Source organism: bacterium, assembly GCA_024228115.1.
In the GTDB taxonomy this organism is placed as follows: Bacteria; Myxococcota_A; UBA9160; order UBA9160; family UBA6930.
On the sequence record JAAETT010000345.1, the window covers coordinates 1 to 18,155 of the forward strand.

15 protein-coding genes are annotated in these 18,155 nt (G+C 65.0%); 9 read left to right on the forward strand and 6 right to left on the reverse strand.

What is annotated here, in order from left to right; genetic code table 11:
• Nucleotides 1–191: 191 nt before the first annotated feature.
• Both GY937_15260 and argE read right to left on the reverse strand, forming a co-directional pair.
• Nucleotides 192–1,127 carry a diguanylate cyclase gene (locus GY937_15260; GenBank protein ID MCP5058063.1) on the reverse strand — a complete coding sequence of 312 codons (936 nt, stop codon included), beginning with the start codon at nucleotides 1,125–1,127 and terminating at the stop codon, nucleotides 192–194.
• An 81-nt stretch (nucleotides 1,128–1,208) separates the two neighbouring features.
• Nucleotides 1,209–2,402, reverse strand: a complete 1,194-nt coding sequence (gene argE / locus GY937_15265; GenBank protein ID MCP5058064.1) for an acetylornithine deacetylase — start codon at nucleotides 2,400–2,402, stop codon at nucleotides 1,209–1,211.
• 174 nt (nucleotides 2,403–2,576) lie between these two features.
• Between argE and ilvB the strand changes: the two genes are divergently transcribed.
• The 3 genes from ilvB to GY937_15280 are packed head-to-tail and all read left to right on the forward strand — an operon-like array spanning nucleotide 2,577 to nucleotide 6,114.
• On the forward strand, nucleotides 2,577–4,298 hold the full coding sequence (ilvB, locus tag GY937_15270; protein MCP5058065.1) for a biosynthetic-type acetolactate synthase large subunit: 1,722 nt from the start codon (nucleotides 2,577–2,579) through the stop codon (nucleotides 4,296–4,298).
• Nucleotides 4,299–4,320: 22 nt separating this feature from the next.
• Nucleotides 4,321–4,812 carry an acetolactate synthase small subunit gene (ilvN, locus tag GY937_15275; protein MCP5058066.1) on the forward strand — a complete coding sequence of 164 codons (492 nt, stop codon included), beginning with the start codon at nucleotides 4,321–4,323 and terminating at the stop codon, nucleotides 4,810–4,812.
• Nucleotides 4,813–4,860: 48 nt separating this feature from the next.
• On the forward strand, nucleotides 4,861–6,114 hold the full coding sequence (locus GY937_15280) for a cytochrome P450 (protein MCP5058067.1): 1,254 nt from the start codon (nucleotides 4,861–4,863) through the stop codon (nucleotides 6,112–6,114).
• 19 nt (nucleotides 6,115–6,133) lie between these two features.
• Here GY937_15280 and GY937_15285 read toward each other — a convergent pair whose 3' ends face one another.
• The 3 genes from GY937_15285 to ilvD all read right to left on the reverse strand — a co-directional run bounded on the left by GY937_15285 (nucleotide 6,134) and on the right by ilvD (nucleotide 10,328).
• A complete protein-coding gene (locus tag GY937_15285; GenBank protein ID MCP5058068.1) occupies nucleotides 6,134–7,054 on the reverse strand; it encodes an alpha/beta hydrolase in 921 nt (306 codons plus the stop codon).
• Between the two features lie 126 nt (nucleotides 7,055–7,180).
• Nucleotides 7,181–8,632, reverse strand: a complete 1,452-nt coding sequence (locus tag GY937_15290) for an alanine:cation symporter family protein (GenBank protein ID MCP5058069.1) — start codon at nucleotides 8,630–8,632, stop codon at nucleotides 7,181–7,183.
• Between the two features lie 16 nt (nucleotides 8,633–8,648).
• A complete protein-coding gene (gene ilvD / locus GY937_15295) occupies nucleotides 8,649–10,328 on the reverse strand; it encodes a dihydroxy-acid dehydratase (GenBank protein MCP5058070.1) in 1,680 nt (559 codons plus the stop codon).
• Nucleotides 10,329–10,484: 156 nt separating this feature from the next.
• Here ilvD and GY937_15300 point away from each other — a divergent pair, with 156 nt between their 5' ends.
• From GY937_15300 to GY937_15325, 6 genes are all read left to right on the forward strand, one after another.
• Nucleotides 10,485–12,437 (forward strand): DUF3604 domain-containing protein, encoded by a 1,953-nt coding sequence (locus GY937_15300; GenBank protein ID MCP5058071.1) that lies wholly within the window; start codon nucleotides 10,485–10,487, stop codon nucleotides 12,435–12,437.
• Nucleotides 12,434–13,291: a peptidyl-prolyl cis-trans isomerase gene (locus tag GY937_15305; GenBank protein MCP5058072.1), complete on the forward strand. Its 858-nt coding sequence runs from the start codon at nucleotides 12,434–12,436 to the stop codon at nucleotides 13,289–13,291. Before GY937_15300 ends, GY937_15305 begins: the two co-directional genes overlap by 4 nt.
• Entirely contained in the window at nucleotides 13,288–14,280 is a 993-nt protein-coding gene (locus GY937_15310; GenBank protein MCP5058073.1) for a HupE/UreJ family protein, read from the forward strand. Before GY937_15305 ends, GY937_15310 begins: the two co-directional genes overlap by 4 nt.
• A gap of 94 nt (nucleotides 14,281–14,374) precedes the next feature.
• A complete protein-coding gene (locus tag GY937_15315) occupies nucleotides 14,375–14,611 on the forward strand; it encodes a hypothetical protein (GenBank protein ID MCP5058074.1) in 237 nt (78 codons plus the stop codon).
• Nucleotides 14,612–14,622: 11 nt separating this feature from the next.
• The gene (locus tag GY937_15320; protein MCP5058075.1) at nucleotides 14,623–15,420 is read left to right on the forward strand and encodes an NYN domain-containing protein; all 798 of its coding nucleotides are present in this window, start codon (nucleotides 14,623–14,625) and stop codon (nucleotides 15,418–15,420) included.
• Nucleotides 15,421–15,900: 480 nt separating this feature from the next.
• Nucleotides 15,901–16,539, forward strand: coding sequence for a hypothetical protein (locus tag GY937_15325; GenBank protein MCP5058076.1), 639 nt, complete (start codon nucleotides 15,901–15,903; stop codon nucleotides 16,537–16,539).
• Nucleotides 16,540–16,600: 61 nt separating this feature from the next.
• Here GY937_15325 and GY937_15330 read toward each other — a convergent pair.
• On the reverse strand, nucleotides 16,601–18,155 hold a 1,555-nt coding region (locus GY937_15330; GenBank protein ID MCP5058077.1), incomplete at its 5' end, for a glycosyltransferase family 39 protein.

An 18,155-nucleotide genomic window follows, 5' to 3' on the forward strand; every position in this document is an offset into this window, starting at 1 on the left:
CGAACTCAGCGTCTTGGCGATGCAGTGTCTCAACCGCCGGATCTCAACGAAGGAAGATCTCACGCGCCAAGTCCAAGCCTGGCAAGACGATCGCAACCGAACGACGAAGGGCGTCGACTGGCAATTCACGACCCAACAAGCTCGCGTGAAACTGCGACGACTCTACCCCCAGCTTTTGGTGTGACAAGGGACTAGTGGTCGGCGTCATCCTCGAGAGAGTCGCGATCGACGGCCACTTGATTCCGCCCAGCGGTCTTCGCCACATACAATGCGCGATCGGCTGCTGAAACCAACGCTCGCGGATTTGCCATCGTATCCTGGTAGCTCGCCACACCGAGGCTCACGGTTACCGAGATCAACTGGCCGTCCTCTGCTTCGACTTCGAGCCGCTCCACTTCCGCCCGGCAACGCTCCGCCAGCACCTCAGCGCCTCTTGCGTCCCCACCGAGCAGCAGCAGGAATTCCTCCCCGCCGAAGCGCCCCCCTTCGTCGGTCACGCGCAGCCTCTCGGTCAACGCTTTGCCGACCGCACGAATCACGGCGTCGCCGGAAGTGTGACCGTGCGCGTCATTGACCGCCTTGAAGTGATCGATGTCGATCATCACGGCGGAGAGTGCGCTTCCGGATCGTTGCGCCCGGCGAAACTCCCGGTCGAGAACCTTGTTGAGGTGACGCCGGTTGGGAAGCCCGGATAGCGGATCGGTCGTGGAGATGCGTTCGAGCAGCTTGTTCTTGTCCATCAACTCGGCTTGCAACCGCATCAACTCCAGATGGAGCTCGATGCGCGCGATCATGTCGAGTGGGTGGAACGGCTTGGTGATCACATCGCGGGCGCCTTGCCGGAAGAGTCGCGCGCGGCGGTTTGCATCCTCGACGGCCGTGAGCACCAGGAATGGAACCGGCCGCGAACCCGCCGAGGTGGACATGCTGATCAGCTTGTCCCCTTCGAGGCCGGGCATTTCCAGGTCACAGACCACCAGATCGATGTCCTCGGAAACCATGAGCTTCAGGCCCTGGATGCCGTCCTCGGCTTCCAGGATCCGATCGAAGAGTTCGGCCTCCACCAATGCATCGCGCAGGCTTGCCCGCTGCTGGGGTGAATCGTCGATGATGAGCAAAGTGGCCACGGGGTGCTCATCGGGGCGTCCGGCGCTCTACTCAAGCACGAACCCTTGCAGCTGAAGCCAATTTCGGCACAAGAACCCGAGTTAGTGCCGAGAACCTCCCAATAGCCTCCTCACGACGGCAGCGATGTGATCTGGCCCCGCCTCGAAGGCCGCCCGGGAGATGCTCTCGTCGGGTTGATGCGCCTCGTCCAGATCCCCCGGACCGCAGATGATGCACTCCATTCCGGCCCGGGCGAAATGGCCTGCATCCGTGCAGAACGGAGCGCCGCCGGCCTCGGAGGATCCGAACTCTGCGAACAGCGCCTCCTCCAGGGGAGTGCCTCGGGCGGAAAGAACTCCGGGGGCGACAAACGGCTCCGACACGACGATCTCCGCTCGTCGTGACGCAGAGCCCCAATCACTTGGGTCCAACGCGGCCAGGGTTTCCTTCGCACGCTGATGGAGTGCGAGCGGATCCTGGTCGGGCAAGGGGCGGTAGCTGACCGTGAATCGGCACGCCTCGGCGATCATGTTGGCCGCGGTTCCGCCCTCGATGGTCCCGAAGTTGAAGGTCGCGTAGGGCGCGTCGGGAAACAGGCTCTGCATTTCGGGGGAGCCCCCCTCCCGACGCAATGCCTCCTGCAGCTCACCGATCAGGGCCAGGGCCTTCCCTGCGACGGCGATGGCGTTCACGCCCTCCTCCGGGCGACTACTGTGGCCGCCCTCGCCGCGTACCTCGACGGTGAAACCCGCCACTCCCTTGTGGGCGTGAAACACCTTCCACGAAGTGGGCTCGCCGATCCAGGCCAGCCTCGGCGCCGGGCACTGGCCGAGCAGTTCCGGGAGTGCATCGGCCAAGCGCGCTCCGCCCTGACAGCCCACCTCTTCGTCCGACGTGAACAGCAGCACCAATGGGCGCTCGAGCGCACCGAGATCGAGTTGCCTGGCCGCGGCGAGGCATTGGGCCAGGAAAGCCTTCATGTCCGCCGTGCCCCGGCCGTAGAGGCGCTCGCCCTCGTCACCCAGAGCCAGCGGCTCCCGGCTCCAGCCGGGCTGGCCCTCGAACGGCACGATGTCCACGTGACCCGATAGCACGAGGCCGCCCTCACGCTCCGGGCCGACCTGCGCGATCAGATTCGCCTTCCGGCCCTCCTCCCAGGTCTGGAGATCGACGCGGAATCCCAGGGAGTCCAGGTGGTCGGCGAGCATCTGCATGGCCGGAGCGCTGGCATGGTGGCTGACCGTGTCCGTACCGATCAGTTGGCTAGTAACGTCGTAGAGGTACTGGTTCGACACGAATTCCCCCTGGGGCGTCTATTTCGATCGCGATTTATTGACTTTTGTCGTGATTTCCCTGCGGGGCATTCAACTTTACCCTGGACTATTCCGTTTACTCACGTAGGATCCCGTTTCATCTTCTGTTTGAATCCCGAACGCGTTTGAATCCCGAAGGAAAGCCAGGAGCTTGCCATGTCCGCTCAATCGCCCAAGACACCCTGCGGCGCCGAGGTCTTGATCCAATGCCTCGAGAGCCAAGGCGTCGAGTACATCTTCGGCCTCTCCGGCGGCGCTGCCATCCCCATCTTCGATGCCCTGGTCGAATCCTCGATCCAGTTGATCCTCGTCCGCCACGAACAAGGTGCCACGCACATGGCCGATGGCTACGCGCGCGCCACGGGCAAGCCGGGCGTCGTGCTGGTCACGTCGGGGCCGGGCGCCACCAACACCGTGACGGGCCTGTTCACCGCCCAGATGGATTCCGCCCCGATCGTCGTGATCTGCGGGCAGACCCTCACGAGCAGCCTCGGCAAGGATGCGTTCCAGGAAGCCGACGTCACGGGCATTACGTACCCGGTCGTGAAACACAGCACGTTGGTCCGCGACGCAAACGAGATCCCCCGCGTCGTCCGGGAATCCTTTCATCTGGCGAACACCGGCCGTCCCGGTCCGGTGCTGATCGACATGCCCAAGAACGTGAGCGAAGCAACCTGCGAGGCTCCGCTCGATCCTCCCATCGATCTGCCCGGCTACTCGGTTCCCGGGAATGCGGAAGCGGCCCATGTCGAAGCGGCGGCGGCACTGCTCGCCGATTCTCGCCGGCCGCTCCTCTACGTGGGCCACGGTGCGGTCATCTCCGGCGCCGGAAAAGCCGTCACGGAACTCGCGGAGAAGCTGCGCGCACCGATCGTGAACACGCTGCTCGGCAAGGGTGCTGCCGACGAAACCCACCCATTGCACCTGGGCATGCTCGGGATGCACGGAACGGCGTATGCGAACAAGGCGGTCGTCGATTGCGACCTCATCTTCGCGATCGGCGCCCGTTGGGACGATCGCATCACGGGCAACGTGGACGAGTTCTGTCTCGATGCCAAGAAGATTCATCTCGACGTGGACGCGGCGGAGTTCAACAAGGTCCTGCGGCCGGATGTCTGCCTGCACGGGGATGCCCGGCTGGTTCTGGAGGATCTCCTGCCGAAGGTCGGGCCCCTGGACACCGCGGAATGGCTCGCCACCTGCGATGGTTGGCGGGAACGCTTTCCGCTGAAGTACCCGAAGAAGGGCGGCCTGCGGCCCCAGCATGTTCTCGACCGATTGGATGCCATCACCGAGGGCCACGCCGTCATCACCGCCGACGTAGGCCAGCATCAGATGTGGGCGGCGCAGTTCTGCCGCACGCGGAACGGCCGCAACTGGATTACCAGCGGCGGCGCGGGAACGATGGGCTTCGGGTTTCCGGCTGCGATCGGTGCCCAGTTGGGACGGCAAGACAAGGAAGTCTGGGCCGTCGTCGGTGACGGCGGATTCCAGATGACGCTTTGCGAGCTGGCCACCGCTGCAATCCACGAGCTTCCGGTGAAGATCCTGGTGATCAACAACAACTTCCTGGGCCTGGTCCGCCAGTGGCAGGAGATGTTCTGGGAAAACCGACTCTCCGGTGTCGATCTGGAGGGCAACCCGGATTTCGTGAAGCTGGCCGAGGCGTATGGCATCAAGGGCCTGCGCATCCGTCGTCCGGGCGACATCGACCGCAAGATCCAGGAGGCCCGGGACCACGACGGCCCCGTGTTGTTGGTGGCGGAGGTCCTAAAGGAAGACAACGTCTTCCCGATGATCCCCGCCGGCGCACCGGTTTCGAGCATGATCATCGAACCGCCCAAAGAGCGGATGGAGAAGCCCAGTGGCAGCACCTGATCTCACCCCGCATCCCGAGGCCGTGCCTCCGATCCACACGATCTCCCTGTATGTCACGAACAAGCCGGGCGTACTCGTGCGCGTGGCGCTCGTGTTTGCGCGACGCGGCTACAACATCGAGAGCCTGGTGGTGAGCGCCGCGGCCATCGGCGACTTCTCGCGCATGACCATCACCTGCTCCGGCGAGAGCGCCACGCTCGAGCAGATGATCAAGCAGCTCTCCAAGCTGGTCGACGTCGTCCACGCCACGGACCACACCGGTACGGAAGCCTACGAAACCGAGATCGCGCTCGTGAAGGTGGCCGCGCCGCTCGAATCGCGCACCGAGATCCTCCAGATCGCCGAACACTTCGGCGCCAAGGTGGCCGATTACGGCACCGATTCGCTGATCCTGCGCGTCTTCGGCGCCAGCGAGAAGCTGAACGCCTTCATCGCACTCCTCCGCTCCCAGGGCCTCCTGGAACTCGTGCGCTCCGGAAAGATCCTGATGGCGCGCGGCCTCGACGAGACCTAGACACCTCAGAGGAAATGTCCTCTGGAAGGAAAGCAGAACCTGATGACCGTGACCGAGTTGCCCCTGAATGAACTCGACGTGATCACCGCGTCGATCTACGGGAGCGACGGCTACCCCCATGACGCCTGGACGCGCCTGCGCCGGGAAGACCCGGTGCATTGGTCCCATCCGAAGGGCTACAAGCCGTTCTGGGCGATCACCAAGCACGAGGACATCACGCTCATCTCCAAGCAGCCCGATGTGTTTCGGAGCGCGGGCCGTTTCATCCTGTTCCCCGAGGCGACCACGCTGGGCGGTGACGCCGATCTCGAGGAGAACCCACCGCTGCGGATGCTCGTCAACATGGACCCTCCGGTCCACCGCGACTACCGCAAGCTCGTCAGCCCGTGGTTCACGCCTCGCATGGTGAAGCGGCTGGAAATACGCCTCGAAGAAATCACGGCCGAGATGTTCGACGATCTCGAAGGCGAACGAGAGCTCGATTTCGTGACCGAGATCGCCGCACTCCAGCCTCTTCGCATGATCACCGAAATGCTCGGCATCCCCCGGGAGGACGAGAACTTCGTCCTGCGCGTGACGAACGAGAACTTCGGCCTCGAGGATCCGGAATTCCAACGCGAAGGCGATACCCAGAAGGATCGGCTCGGCTTCCTGACGGAAGCCGCGGGTTTCCTGAACGCCATCTTCGAAGACCGCCGCAAGACACCTCGAGACGATCTCTCCAGCGTGCTGGCCAATGCGACCCTCGATGGCGAACCGATTCCGCCCTTCGAACTCTTCTCCCTGGCCTTCCTCGTGATGGTGGCGGGGCACGATACGACGCGAAACGCGATCTCGAGTGGCATGAAGGCCTTCTTCGAGCATCCCGACGAACTCGAAAGACTCCGTGCGAATCCCGACCTCGTGGCGCTCGCAGCCGATGAGATCGTGCGATGGACCACCCCGGTGAACCACTTCTCACGCACGGCCACCCGGGACGTCGAAGTACGTGGAAAGTCGATTCGCGAAGGCGACTCCGTCGCCCTCTTCTACGCCTCGGCAAATCGCGATGAGGAGATCTTCGAGGATCCCTTCGCGTTCCGCATCGACCGCGATCCGAACCCCCACCTCGGCTTCGGAGTCGGCGAACACTTCTGCCTCGGCGCCAGCCTCGCCCGCATGGACCTGCGCGTCTTCTGGCGCCAATTCGTCGAGCGCGTCGAATCCATCGAACTGGCCGCGCCCATCGAGCTGCTGGATTCGAGCTTCGTCGGCGGCCCCAAACACATTCCCGTCCGAATCAAGGTCCGACCCCGAGGCTAGTCGCCGGCGGCCAAGAGGATCATCCGCTCGCAGGAAACGAAGCGGGCTGAGCGCTGTTCGTCTCGTCGAGGAAGATCTCGATCTCGCGAACCAGCCGCTCGGGGCTCTGGATGTGAACGTCGTGTCCCACTCCGTCGATCCGCACGAACTTGCCGCCCGTTCGATGAGAGAGCCGTTCCGCGGTTTCGGTCGAGATCAACGAATCCTGCGAGCCGCTCACGTGCAGTACGGGCGCCCGGATCTCCTCGTACACGCCATCCAGGAGCCGGAACCCGTCGATCGTGTATTGGCGACGCAAGTAGACGAGGAGCGCAGCCCGCGTTCCGGCGATTCGAAAACCAGACTCGATGCGGCTCCTATGAGTTGCGGAATGGGTGGTGCCGAAGACGCTTCGCGTGCCGAGGGACCATTCCCCGATGATCGGCAGGATGATCGGGATTTGCGCCGGATCCATCGCCATTCCGGTACCGATCGTGATGACATGACTCACACGATCTGGAAAATCCGCGCCCATCAGGCTTGCGACGACCCCTCCGATCGAGTGCCCGATGACGCTGGCGTGCTCGATGCCCAGCGCATCCATGACATCGATCCCCTGCTGGGCCCAGAGAACGGAACCGTAGCTGAGACCATGAGCTCGATCGCTCAAGCCGTTTCCGTAGAAATCGAATGCGACAACGCGGTGCTGCCGCGCGAGCCCTTCCGCCGTTCCCTCTTGCCAGTCTGCCAGGCTCCGAGCGGTCCCGTGCAGAAGCAACAGCACGGGGCCCTCCCCGAGATCCAACACGTGAACCCGGCCCGTGCGAGTCTGCACGAATCGGCTCTCCGCGTTCCACGGCTCGGCCGGCAGGGTCACGGGCTCGAGAGCCGCCATCCTCCAGCGGCCCGCGAGAAGCGCGAGCAGACCGGCCGTCAGAAGCGGGAGCAGGATTCTTCGCATGGCGGGTGTGCCATGGAAAGCTTGCCCGAGGCCCACGCCAGGCGCCACCGAGCAGGCTGGTCCGCTGGATGGGCCGGCAGAACACCAAGCACGTCGGCCTGGGCTTGGATTGAAGCCGCTTCCCGCTTAGAGGTGGCGCTCCCGGTAGCCGGCCAGTTCCCTCTTCACGAGCGGCGCGAGCAGGTAGAGCCCGAGCACGTTCGGCACGCATAACACGAAGACCATGGCGTCGGAGAAGTCGAGGACCGCTTCGAGCTGCATCATGCATCCCAGGGCCACGAACACGCAGAAGACGGCGTTGAAGGCGTGGGCGCGGCGCCGACCCTCTCCTACGAGATAGGTCCAGCCCTTCAAACCGTAGTACGACCAGGAGAGCATGGTCGAGAAGGCGAAGAGCAGCGCGGCGATCGCAACCACGATCGGCGACCAGGAGACATTGCGCTCGAAGGCCGCCGAAGTCATCTCTACCCCGCCGAGGCCCGCGGCGAAGAGATCCGGCTGATAGTAGAGGGTCGTCACGATCACCAGAGCCGTCGCGCTGCAGATCACCACCGTGTCGATGAAGGGTTCGAGCAGCGCAACCAGGCCTTCCGTCATGGGTTCATTCGTCCGCACGGCGGCGTGGGCGATCGTCGCCGAACCGATCCCCGCTTCGTTCGAAAACACGGCGCGCTTGAATCCGATGATCAAGACACCGAGGGCGCCGCCGGAAATCGCGTCCGGGTCGAAGGCCTGGTGAAGGATCTCCCGAAAGGCGAAGGGGATGGCTTCGGCGTTCATCGTCAGGATCACGGCGCAGCCCAGCAGGTACAGGGCAGCCATGAACGGCACGATCTTCTCGGTCACCCGGGCGATGCTTCGAATCCCGCCCACGATCACACTGCCGACCAGGAAGGCGAGCACGAGGCCGACCAACCATCCCTTGTCCGCCAGCCAGCTCGCCTCCGGCCCACCGGTGACCGTCACGAGTTGCACGAAGGCCTGATTCGATTGGAACATGTTGCCGATGCCCATGCAGCCGATCACGATTCCGACCGCATAGAATGCGCCCATCGCCCGGCCCAACCTGGGGAGGCCGCGTTCGGCGAGGCCCCTCGACAGGTAGTACATCGCCCCGCCCGAGACGGAGCCGTCCGGATTCTCGTGGCGATACATCACACCGAGCGTGCACTCGACGAATTTCGAGGACATCCCGAGCAGCCCAGCGACCACGAGCCAGAAAGCGGCGCCCGGCCCGCCCACGGAAATGGCCACGGCCACTCCACCGATGTTGCCGATCCCGACGGTCCCGGAAATAGCGGTTGCTAGGGCCTGGAAATGGGTGACCTCACCGGGGCCCGCATCGCTCGTGATCGGCGTGCGGTCGCTCACGATCCGGATCGCGCGTCCGAATTCTCGCAGGTTGACGAAGCGGAAGAAGAGCGTGAACCAGACCGCGCCTACGACGAGCCAGAGCACGACCAACGGCAGTTGTGCGCCGAAGACCGGGACCTCGAAGAAGATGATGCTCGAGAGCAACTCGGTCAGCGGCGCCACTGCATCGTTGACCCAGGCGTCGAAACCGCTCGCTTCGCTCAAATCCGCCTTCCCACCGCTACTCGTCGGTGACGCAGCCCTCGGACGCGGACTTCACGTTCTTGATGTACTTGTAGAGCGTACCGCGGCTCGCCTTGAAGGGCGGCGCGGTCCAGGCCGCGCGGCGTTCGGCCAGCTCGCTCTCGGGCACATCGATGTCGATCACGTTCTTCTTGGCGTCGATCTGAATGGGATCGCCATCCCGCACGAGTGCAATGGGCCCGCCCTCCTGAGCCTCCGGAGTCACATGACCCACGATGAAGCCATGGGAGCCCCCGGAGAACCGGCCATCGGTCAGCAAGGCAACCTTGTCGCCCAGGCCCGCGCCCATCAGGATAGAGGTGGGCGAGAGCATTTCCGGCATTCCCGGGCCGCCCTTCGGCCCTTCGTAACGGATCACGATCACGCCGCCCTCGCGGATCTTGCCTTGCTCGGCGGCTTCGACCATATCCTCTTCACAGTCGAACACCTGGGCGGGGCCAGAAAAGGAAAGCCCTTCCTTGCCCGTGATCTTGGCGACGGCGCCGTCAGGCGCCAAACTGCCGGTCAGGATGCGGATGTGGCCCGTCTCCTTGATGGGATCCGCGAGCGAATGCACGACGCTTTGGCCTTCGGAGAGGCCGGGCAGATCTGCCAGGTTCTCGGCGAGCGTGCGACCCGTGACCGTCATGCAGTCTCCGTCGAGCATTCCGTGCTCGAGCAGGAGCTTCATCACGGCCGGGGTGCCACCGACGTTATGCAGATCTTCCATCACGAACTCGCCACTGGGCTTGAAATCCGCGAGCAAGGGCGTGCGATCGCTCACGGCCTGGAAATCCCCGATCTCCAGGCCCACGCCCGCCGCCCGCGCCATCGCCAGCAGGTGCAATACGAGATTGGTCGAACCCCCGACCGCCGTGCCGACCACCATGGCATTCTCGAACGCCGCTCGTGTCATGATGTCGCGCGGCGTCAGGTTCCGCTCGAGAAGGTTGCGGATGGCCGCGCCGGCCGCGTGGCATTCCTCCATCTTCTTCCGATCTTCGGCCGGGGTCGAACTGCTGTAGGGCAGCGACATCCCCATCGCCTCGATCGCGCTCGCCATCGTGTTCGCGGTGTACATACCCCCGCAGGCCCCTGCCCCAGGGCACGCGCGCCTCACGATTCCCAGGCGTTGTTCATCGGTGATCGTTCCGGCAAGGAACTCTCCGTAGCTCTGGAACGCGGACACGACATCGATCGGCTGGCCGTCCGCGCCCACGCCGGGCCGGATCGTTCCGCCGTAGACCATGATCGACGGGCGGTTCACCCGTGCCATCGCCATCACACAACCGGGCATGTTCTTGTCGCAACCTGGCAGCGAAACGTTGGCGTCGTAGAACTGGGCACCCATCACGGTCTCGATCGAATCCGCGATCAGGTCCCGGCTCTGGAGCGAATAGCTCATTCCGTCCGTGCCCATCGAGATGCCATCGGACACACCGATCGTGTGGAACCGCAGCCCGACCAGGCCGGCGTCCACGACACCCGCCTTCACGGCCTCGCCCAACAGCCCGAGGTGCATGTTGCAGGGGTTGCCCTCATAGGCCATGTCGACGATGCCAACCTGGGCCTTGTCCAGATCGGCATCCGTGAGGCCGGCTGCATGGAGCATGGCCTGGGACGCACCCTGGGCCTTTTCCTGGGTAAGACGGCGGGAGATGCGGTTGAGACCGCTCATGGGGAACTCCCAAGTAGGAAGGATTGGAAAGGGAATCGAGAGCCGATCACCCTATCACTTGAGCGCCCACGAATCGACCGGGACGCCGCCCGCCAGGGCCAGTTATCCTCCGCCGCCGGGCCAGAGGATCTGGCCGCCGCATCGATCGGAGACCCCGTGTTCCTGCTCGCACCCATGCTGCTCATCCTCGCCTTCCTGGCGGGGCCCGCGTATTCCGCCGAGCCGAGCTTCGTGCGTACGGAGGAACGCGATGCCTGCACCCAGAACGATCCGCTGCGGCGCCCCTATTTCGGCGATACCCACGTGCACACGGGCTACAGCCAGGATGCCAGCACCCAGGGCACGCGGACGACCCCGCGAGAGGCCTACGCCTTCGCGCAGGGTGAGCCGCTCGGCATCCAACCCTGGGATGCGGAAGGCAAGCCGCAGCGCACCCTCCAGATCGACCGCCCGTTGGACTTCGCAGTCGTGACCGACCACGCCGAACAGATCGGCGAAGTCCACCTCTGCAAGACGCCAGAGGCACCCGGCCACGGGTCCCTCATCTGCCGCATGTACCGGAGCTTTCCGCGCATCGCCTTCTACGTGATGAACTACAGGTACAGCGCCGGCGGCGAGCGTTGGGGGTTCTGCGGAGAGGACGACATGCATTGCCTCGCGGCAGCGGGAACGGTCTGGAAGGACACCCAGGCTGCCGCGGAGGGCGCCTACGACCGCACGAAGGCGTGCACGTTCACGAGTTTCGTCGGCTACGAATGGACGGCCAGTGCCGGCACCGGGAAGAACCTCCATCGCAACGTGATCTTCCGCAACCAGCAGGTACCGGCGTTGCCCATCAGCGTGATGGAAACCGGGAACACGGCCGCCGATCTCTGGGATGAGCTCGAGCGCTCATGCGTGCGCGGCATGCCCGGCTGCGAGGTCCTCACCATCCCCCACAACTCCAACCTGGACGGGGGCTTGATGTTCCAGTCCGCGGCCGAGATCGGTGTCCCGGTTGGCGAGGCGGAAGCAAGGCGGCGTGCACGCTGGGAACCTCTGGTCGAGATCATGCAGCACAAGGGCGATTCCGAATGCATGCTCGGCGGCGATACGACGGACGAGGCCTGCGGCTTCGAGAAGCTCCCGTACGACAGCTTCGGAGCCCAGTTCAGCGCCTCGGGTGGCCAGGCTGTGCCCCAGCAATTCGTCCGGCATGCGTTGAAGCAGGGCCTCCTGCTCGAACGTCAACTCGGTGCGAACCCGTTCCACTACGGGATCGTCGCAAGCACCGACACCCACCTTGGTGCGCCCGGGCAGGTCGCAGAGAAGAACCATCCGGGCCATGGCGGCGCGGGCAATCCCGCGGCGGAAGAACTGCCGCCGGGCCTGCCCGACAACCTCGAGTTCGGCCCCGGCGGCCTCGCCGTGTTGTGGGCCGAAGAGAACAGCCGCGATTCCCTGTTTGCCGCCATGCAACGACGCGAGGCCTACGGCACGAGCGGGCCGCGCATCACCGTGCGCCTGTTCGGCGCCTGGAACCCACCGGAACAACTCTGCGGAAGGGAAGACTTCGTGGCCCTCGGCTATTCGAGCGGAGTACCGATGGGGAGCGACCTCCCCGCCAGGGCCCCGGATGCAACCAGGGATCCGGAAGCAACCGCTCCTTCCCTCGCCCCTTCACTTGCCGTCTGGGCGCTTCAGGATCCCGGGCCGGAAGGCGCTCCGGGCGTGCCGCTGCAGCGGGTGCAGATCGTGAAGGGTTGGCTCGACGGTGAGATGACCCATGAACGGGTCTTCGATGTCGCCGGAGGCCCGAACGACGCACGTGTCGATCCGGCAACTTGCGAGCCCATGGGAAAGGGCGAGCGCTCCTTGTGCTCGGTTTGGAAGGACCCGGAGTTCGATCCGGTACAGCCCGCGTTCTACTACGCACGTGTACTCGAAAACCCGACTTGTCGTTGGAGCCAACACCTCTGCCTCGCGGCCGGTGTGGATTGTTCTGATCCGAACTCGATCACGGAGGGCTACGAGCCCTGCTGCAGCGAAGACCACCGGCCGGTGATCCAGGAGCGCGCCTGGACCTCGCCCATCTGGTACCGGCCCAGCGTGGCCGGCGGTGAAGGATGAGGCGACCCCTGCCGCGCTTCCTCTTGCTCGGTCTGGGCCTCTTCCTGGCCGACGCTTTCCTGGGCGGCGGAGCCGATGCGAACCGAACCCCGGCGCCTCCGGGCACGCAGCTCAGCGACGACGAACTCTTGTTCCGCGAGGCATTGCTGCGCGGATATCACGAGACGGACGGCGTGGTTCGCATGCGGCTCGCCCGCAACATGCGCTTCGCCGTTGCAGACGAAACCCGCAGCGAGGCCGAACTGGTCGACGACGCGCTGGCGTTGGGCATGCACCAGAGCGATCTCGTCGTCCGGCGCCGACTGATCCAGAAGCTGAACCTGCTGGGCCGGGAACGCGGCCGCCACCCGCCTCCGACGGAAGCGGAGCTCCAGGAGTACCTGGATGCCCACCCGAAACGCTGGCGGCGGCCTGCACGCGTCACGCTGACGCAGCTCTACTACCGAACGGAGGAAGCCGCCGCCGCGGCACGGGTTCGCCTGCCTGAGGGGGTCGATCCAGAGGATCCGGCCCTGCGCGCCCTGCCCCACCCGCTTCCCATTCCCATGCACCTCCCGCGTCACTCGGAGCGCGACGTGGCCAGGCTGCTCGGCCCGGATTTCGCACAGGCCGCCTTCGCTGCGCCGGACCTGACCTGGAGTGGCCCGTTCCGCTCGGCCTACGGACAGCATTGGGTGTATCTCCACGAGCGAACACCAGGAGGAAGAATCGCCCTCGATGCGGTGCGCACCGAGGTGCGCGAATCCCTGCTGGCCGAACGGGGCGAACGAGCCCTCGAAGCCTGGATCGCAGAGCTTCGCGCCCGCTACCAGCTGCCGGCTCCGAACGAGCCTTCGCTGGAGAAGGAATCGTGAGAGCCACCGCCTTCCTGTTCTTTGCCTTGCTCGCCCTGGCTTCCTCCGCCGGCGCCCATCGCCTGGCGCCCTCGTTCCTCTCACTCGAGGTCTCGGCCGACGGCCACGTGGACGTGCTCTGGAAGACCGCCCAGGTGGTGGCGCGAGGTGCCCAGATCAAGCCCGTGCTCCCGGAGGCCTGCCATCGCCTGGGCGAAGCCGAGGTTCGCGCCGAGGGCACGGCCTGGGTGACACGCATCCAGATGAACTGCGGCTCCGAAGGATTGATCGGCCAGCGTATCGCGGTCACGGGCCTCGAAGAAAGCGGCACCGACGCCCTGGTTCGGATTGCCTTCGCCGACGGCCGGGAGGTGCGCACCATCCTCAGCAGGACGGCCCCGACGATGGAGGTACCCGAGAAGGAGAGCCCCTGGCGGGTGTTCTCCGACTACCTCCAACTCGGTGTGGGGCATTTGCTAGGCGGTCCAGACCACCTGCTCTTCGTGCTGGGCCTGATGTTGCTGATGCCGACGACTCGGAAGCTGCTTGCCGCCGTCACCGCCTTCACCCTGGGACACAGCCTCACCCTCGCGCTCGCAGCGCTGGGAATCCTCGGGGTGCCGCAGGGCCTGGTGGAGCTGACGATTGCCGCAACCCTCGTGGTGCTGGCGCGCGAGACCCTGCTTCCCCGGCCCGAAGCCTCGGCCCTGGTGCGCCGGCCCTGGATCGCCCCAGCGGCTTTCGGCCTCGTGCACGGCCTGGGCTTCGCCGGCGCCCTCGCGGAACTCGGCCTGCCCGGTCACGCCATCCCGCTTGCCTTGTTCGCCTTCAACGTCGGCATCGAATTCGGACAGATCGGTGTGGTAGTGGCGGGCTGGTGGGCCGTCCGCGCCCTGGCTCGCAGGCAATCCTCCCTGCCGGGCTGGATCGCCGAGACACCTGCCACCGTGATTGGAACCCTCGGCGTCTTCTGGTGCCTCCAGCGTGCCACCGCCTGGCTGCTGCCGTGATGCTGTTCGAGCGGAGAGCGTTAGCGGGGGCAATTCGACCCGCTCCACGTAGAACAGACTGGCTCACACCGCACCCTCCAGCTATCAACCCGCAGTGACCAAGCTCCAGGTGGATTTCGAGCACGCTTCCCGCAGTTGGTGGGAGGCCGGCGGCCAGGAGCTCTGGGAAGGTATCTGCGACGACGGCAACTCCGTCATCCTGGATGACGCCATCGCACAATCGTGGCTCGCCGAGGCAGAGAAGCTGCCCGGTTGGAGTGAAGGCCACGAGTACGCTCCCCACCCCATTGCCTCGAGCCCCGTCAGCGATGAAGAAGCCGAGCTCGAGTAGAGGTAGAACCCATGGCCGGCTCTGAGCCGCTAATCGCCGTCTTCTGTGACTTCGAGAACCTCGCGATCGGCGCACGCCGCTCGAAGCTGGGACCGATCAAGATCGATCTGGTGCTGAAGCGCCTGCTCGAAAAGGGACGCATCGTCTACAAGCGCGCATATTGCGATTGGAGCGGATACCAGAAAGAAGGCAAGGAGCTCCACCGCCACGGCGTGGAGATGGTCGAGATCCCGCAGACCAAGATGAGCGGCAAGAACAGTGCCGACATCCACATGGTCGTCGACGCCCTCGACCTTTGTTATGCCAAGCAGCACATCGACATCTTCGCGTTGCTCTCGGGCGACAGCGATTTCTCGCCTCTCGTCGCGAAGCTGAAGGAAAACGACAAGCGGGTGCTCACCTGCGGTGTCAAGAGCTCCACCTCGGATCTGCTCGTGAACGCCTCCGACGAATTCCTCTACTACGACGATCTGGTGCGTGCCGAACGAGGCCGCGCGGAACGGGCGACCCCCAAGCCCAAGACGGCGAAGAGCAAGGCGGGAACCACCAAGGCGCCCCAGCTCGAAGACGGCGTGAACCAGGTATTCGAGATCGTCCAATCCCTGGCTGGAGACTACGACCAGATCTGGGGCTCGATGGTCAAGCAAACCGTCAAGCGCGTCTATCCGGGCTTCACCGAATCCGCCTCCGGCCACGCGTCCTTCCACGATCTCCTGGAAGCCCTCGAGGACAAGGGCCTGATCGAACTCGAGTGGGACGAGAAACGCGGCAACTACCTCGTCAAACTCCAGAGAGCCAAGCGCAGCTGACCCACCCTCCAAGAGGGCGATCAGCTTGCAGCGCTTCGCTTCTCGTGCGTAAGTTCGAGTCGCCGGGGCTGGGTACAGGCCGGGCGGAATGGCTCGGCCGGGGATCGGGTGACCGCTTAGGGACTGGACAGGGTGTTGCCCTTCGCGGCTATCGCCGCGGGCAACCTACGCGCACGCTCGACGGAACCTATGCCTGCGCTTTATTTCCGCGCTGACCGCCCCCCGCCCCGCGATCCACCGCGAGAAGCGAAGCGGCCCCCTCTTTCCGAAGGCGGGTAGCCCATCTCGAGGGATGGGGGGGGGTGCATGAATCACGAGTGGGCAACTCAGCATCGCGGTCCGGCAGGAGTCCGAGACAACTCGCGGCCCGGCGTCTCCCCTTGGGAATTGCCTCAAGTACGTGGGGTTTCCACCCGATGTGTTTTGGTGACATGGCTCACTTCCCCGGACGGTCCAGCCGCCGGAAATACGGAGATTCCCATGACTCGCCCCCAGCCCTTTCATCTCGCCCTCGTTGGCCTCCTCGCCTTCACTCTGGCGAGCAGCGCGGCCGCCGTACCGATCCTGGACGGGAGCTTCGCTGGCTTCAGCGGCAGTGAGAACGTGATCGACTTCGACGAAGTCGCGCTGACGCCCTGGCAATCCGTCACCACGGAGTTCGCTGGCCTCGGCATCACCTTCTCGCCGAACGTCTGGTTCGAGAACAACCGAACCTTCACCAACTTCGACGGCGCCAGCATGGCCAACTTCCGCTCCAGCGCCTCACCGGGAGGCCCCCTTCCGGCGACCGCGTTCAGTGTGAGCTTCACCTCTTCGATGACGGACTTCGCCGCGTTCTTTGCATCCAATAGCGGCCAGACCATCACCCTCACCGCGTTCCTCGGCGCCTCGTTGGTCGAGAGTCTCACCTTCACCGATACGGTTTGCTGCAACGGTCACGTGCTGGGCTTCAGCGGTATCGGCTTCGACCGCATCGACATCAGCAGCAGCAACCTGGTCATCTTCGACGAGTTCCACTTCGAGAACGTGGCCGAACCCGCCACGGCCCTCATGCTCGTGCTCGGCCTCGCGGGCCTCGCGTTGGCGGGCCGCCCCGCGGACACGCGCAGCCAGGCCTGAGCCGAATCAGGGCCCCGTTCGACGACGCGCCCGCCTTCCCGGAAAACCGGAAGCCCACGCGTCAGGGCGACGCGTTCTCCAGCTCTGCCTCCCCGCGGCCGCCGAGGTAGCGGTACACATACCGCGTCCGGGTTGGCTTGTAGCCTGGGAGCGTGGCGAGCAGCTCGAAGAGCGCCGGATCCTCGACGATGGCCATGTTCGTCGGCGAATGCCTGGTCGCCATCCTCTTGCGGCCGAGGTTCACGAAGAGCGGGCGGCCCGTGGCATCGGCTTCTGCCATGATGGCGCGCAGTTCACCGGGCTTGCGTACGTAACGCATGCGAGGGTCGTAGTACTTGGATGCGGACTCCCAGCTCGCTGTCAGGATCTCCTCGTTCTCCGGCGCACTCGGATCCGGATTGGGACGCGTGAGCTCCACGGATTCGCGGATCGGGAAATAGGCACGCTCACGGAGGGCATGGCGGGCTGGTGCACCAAGCCAGGCATGAGCCACGAGCCCGATCACGAGCAAGACGGCTCCGATTTCCCGCCACGCGCCCTGCTCCCGACCCCGAGCAACCAGCCAGCTCGCTCCCAGCGCAACGAGGGCGACGAGCGAAGGCAGGAAATTCACGAAGTACCACGTGAACGTGCGGTCGCCGCGCACGGCGAGAAAGAGCAGGGTCAAGGGTCCTGGAAGGAGCAACGCCCACATCAGGTTGCGCCGCGCACCACCGGCTCGGGCCAATCGGAAGGCGCCGACCGCCAATGCGATCACGATGGCCGCGACAATGGCGGACACGAGCAGGGGATGCGCTGCCGCGCTGGCAGAGAGTTCGGGATAGAGAGGAGCCCCACCGTGATGCCAATCCGTCCCGGCCACCAGATTGGATCCAAGATTCTCGAGGAAGCGCGTATTGACCCAGACGCGGTGATGGCCCTCCTCGAGATAGACCACGAGCTGAGGGAACAGCGGAGCCATCAGGGGAAGCGCGCACATCACGCCCAGCAGGTTCGCCCCGGCCCATCGGATCCGTTGCTGACGACGCGGCGGGGGATCAGCGTGCAGACGGCCCAGACTCGCCTGCACGCCCAGGTTGAGAACGACGAGGAACCAGGTCAGGCTGGGCTGCACCCAGAAGAGCATGAACTGGGCGAACCCGAAGGCCAGCCAGCGGCGCCAGAGGCCGTGGTGCAGAGCCGATACAGCCGACGCGATCACGAGGCACGTCAAGCACATCGCCATCGAGTAGCCGCGGGCTTCGGCCGTATAACGCAGCATCCATGGGTGGAGCGCCAGGAGCCAGGCGGCGTAGACACCTGCCAAGCCGAAGCCGAGCCGCCAGAGCATGCAGGCGACACTTCCCACGGCAAGAACCCCGAACACGAACGCCGGCATCCGCACCGCCGTCTCGCTCACCCGTCGGTCGGGTTGCTTCTCCGGAATCTTCACCGCCGCCCGTGCCAGGATGCTATGGGGCACATGATTGTTGGGCTTGCGGTAGTACCAGAAGGTGCTCGACCAATCGGCCTTGTTGTAGTGGGCTTCTCCAGTCCGGGAATCGACCCGCCAACCGCCGGCGCGCGAGCGGTAGACACTGGAGACCCCGTCATCCCACCAGCGCCGAGGCAAGCGC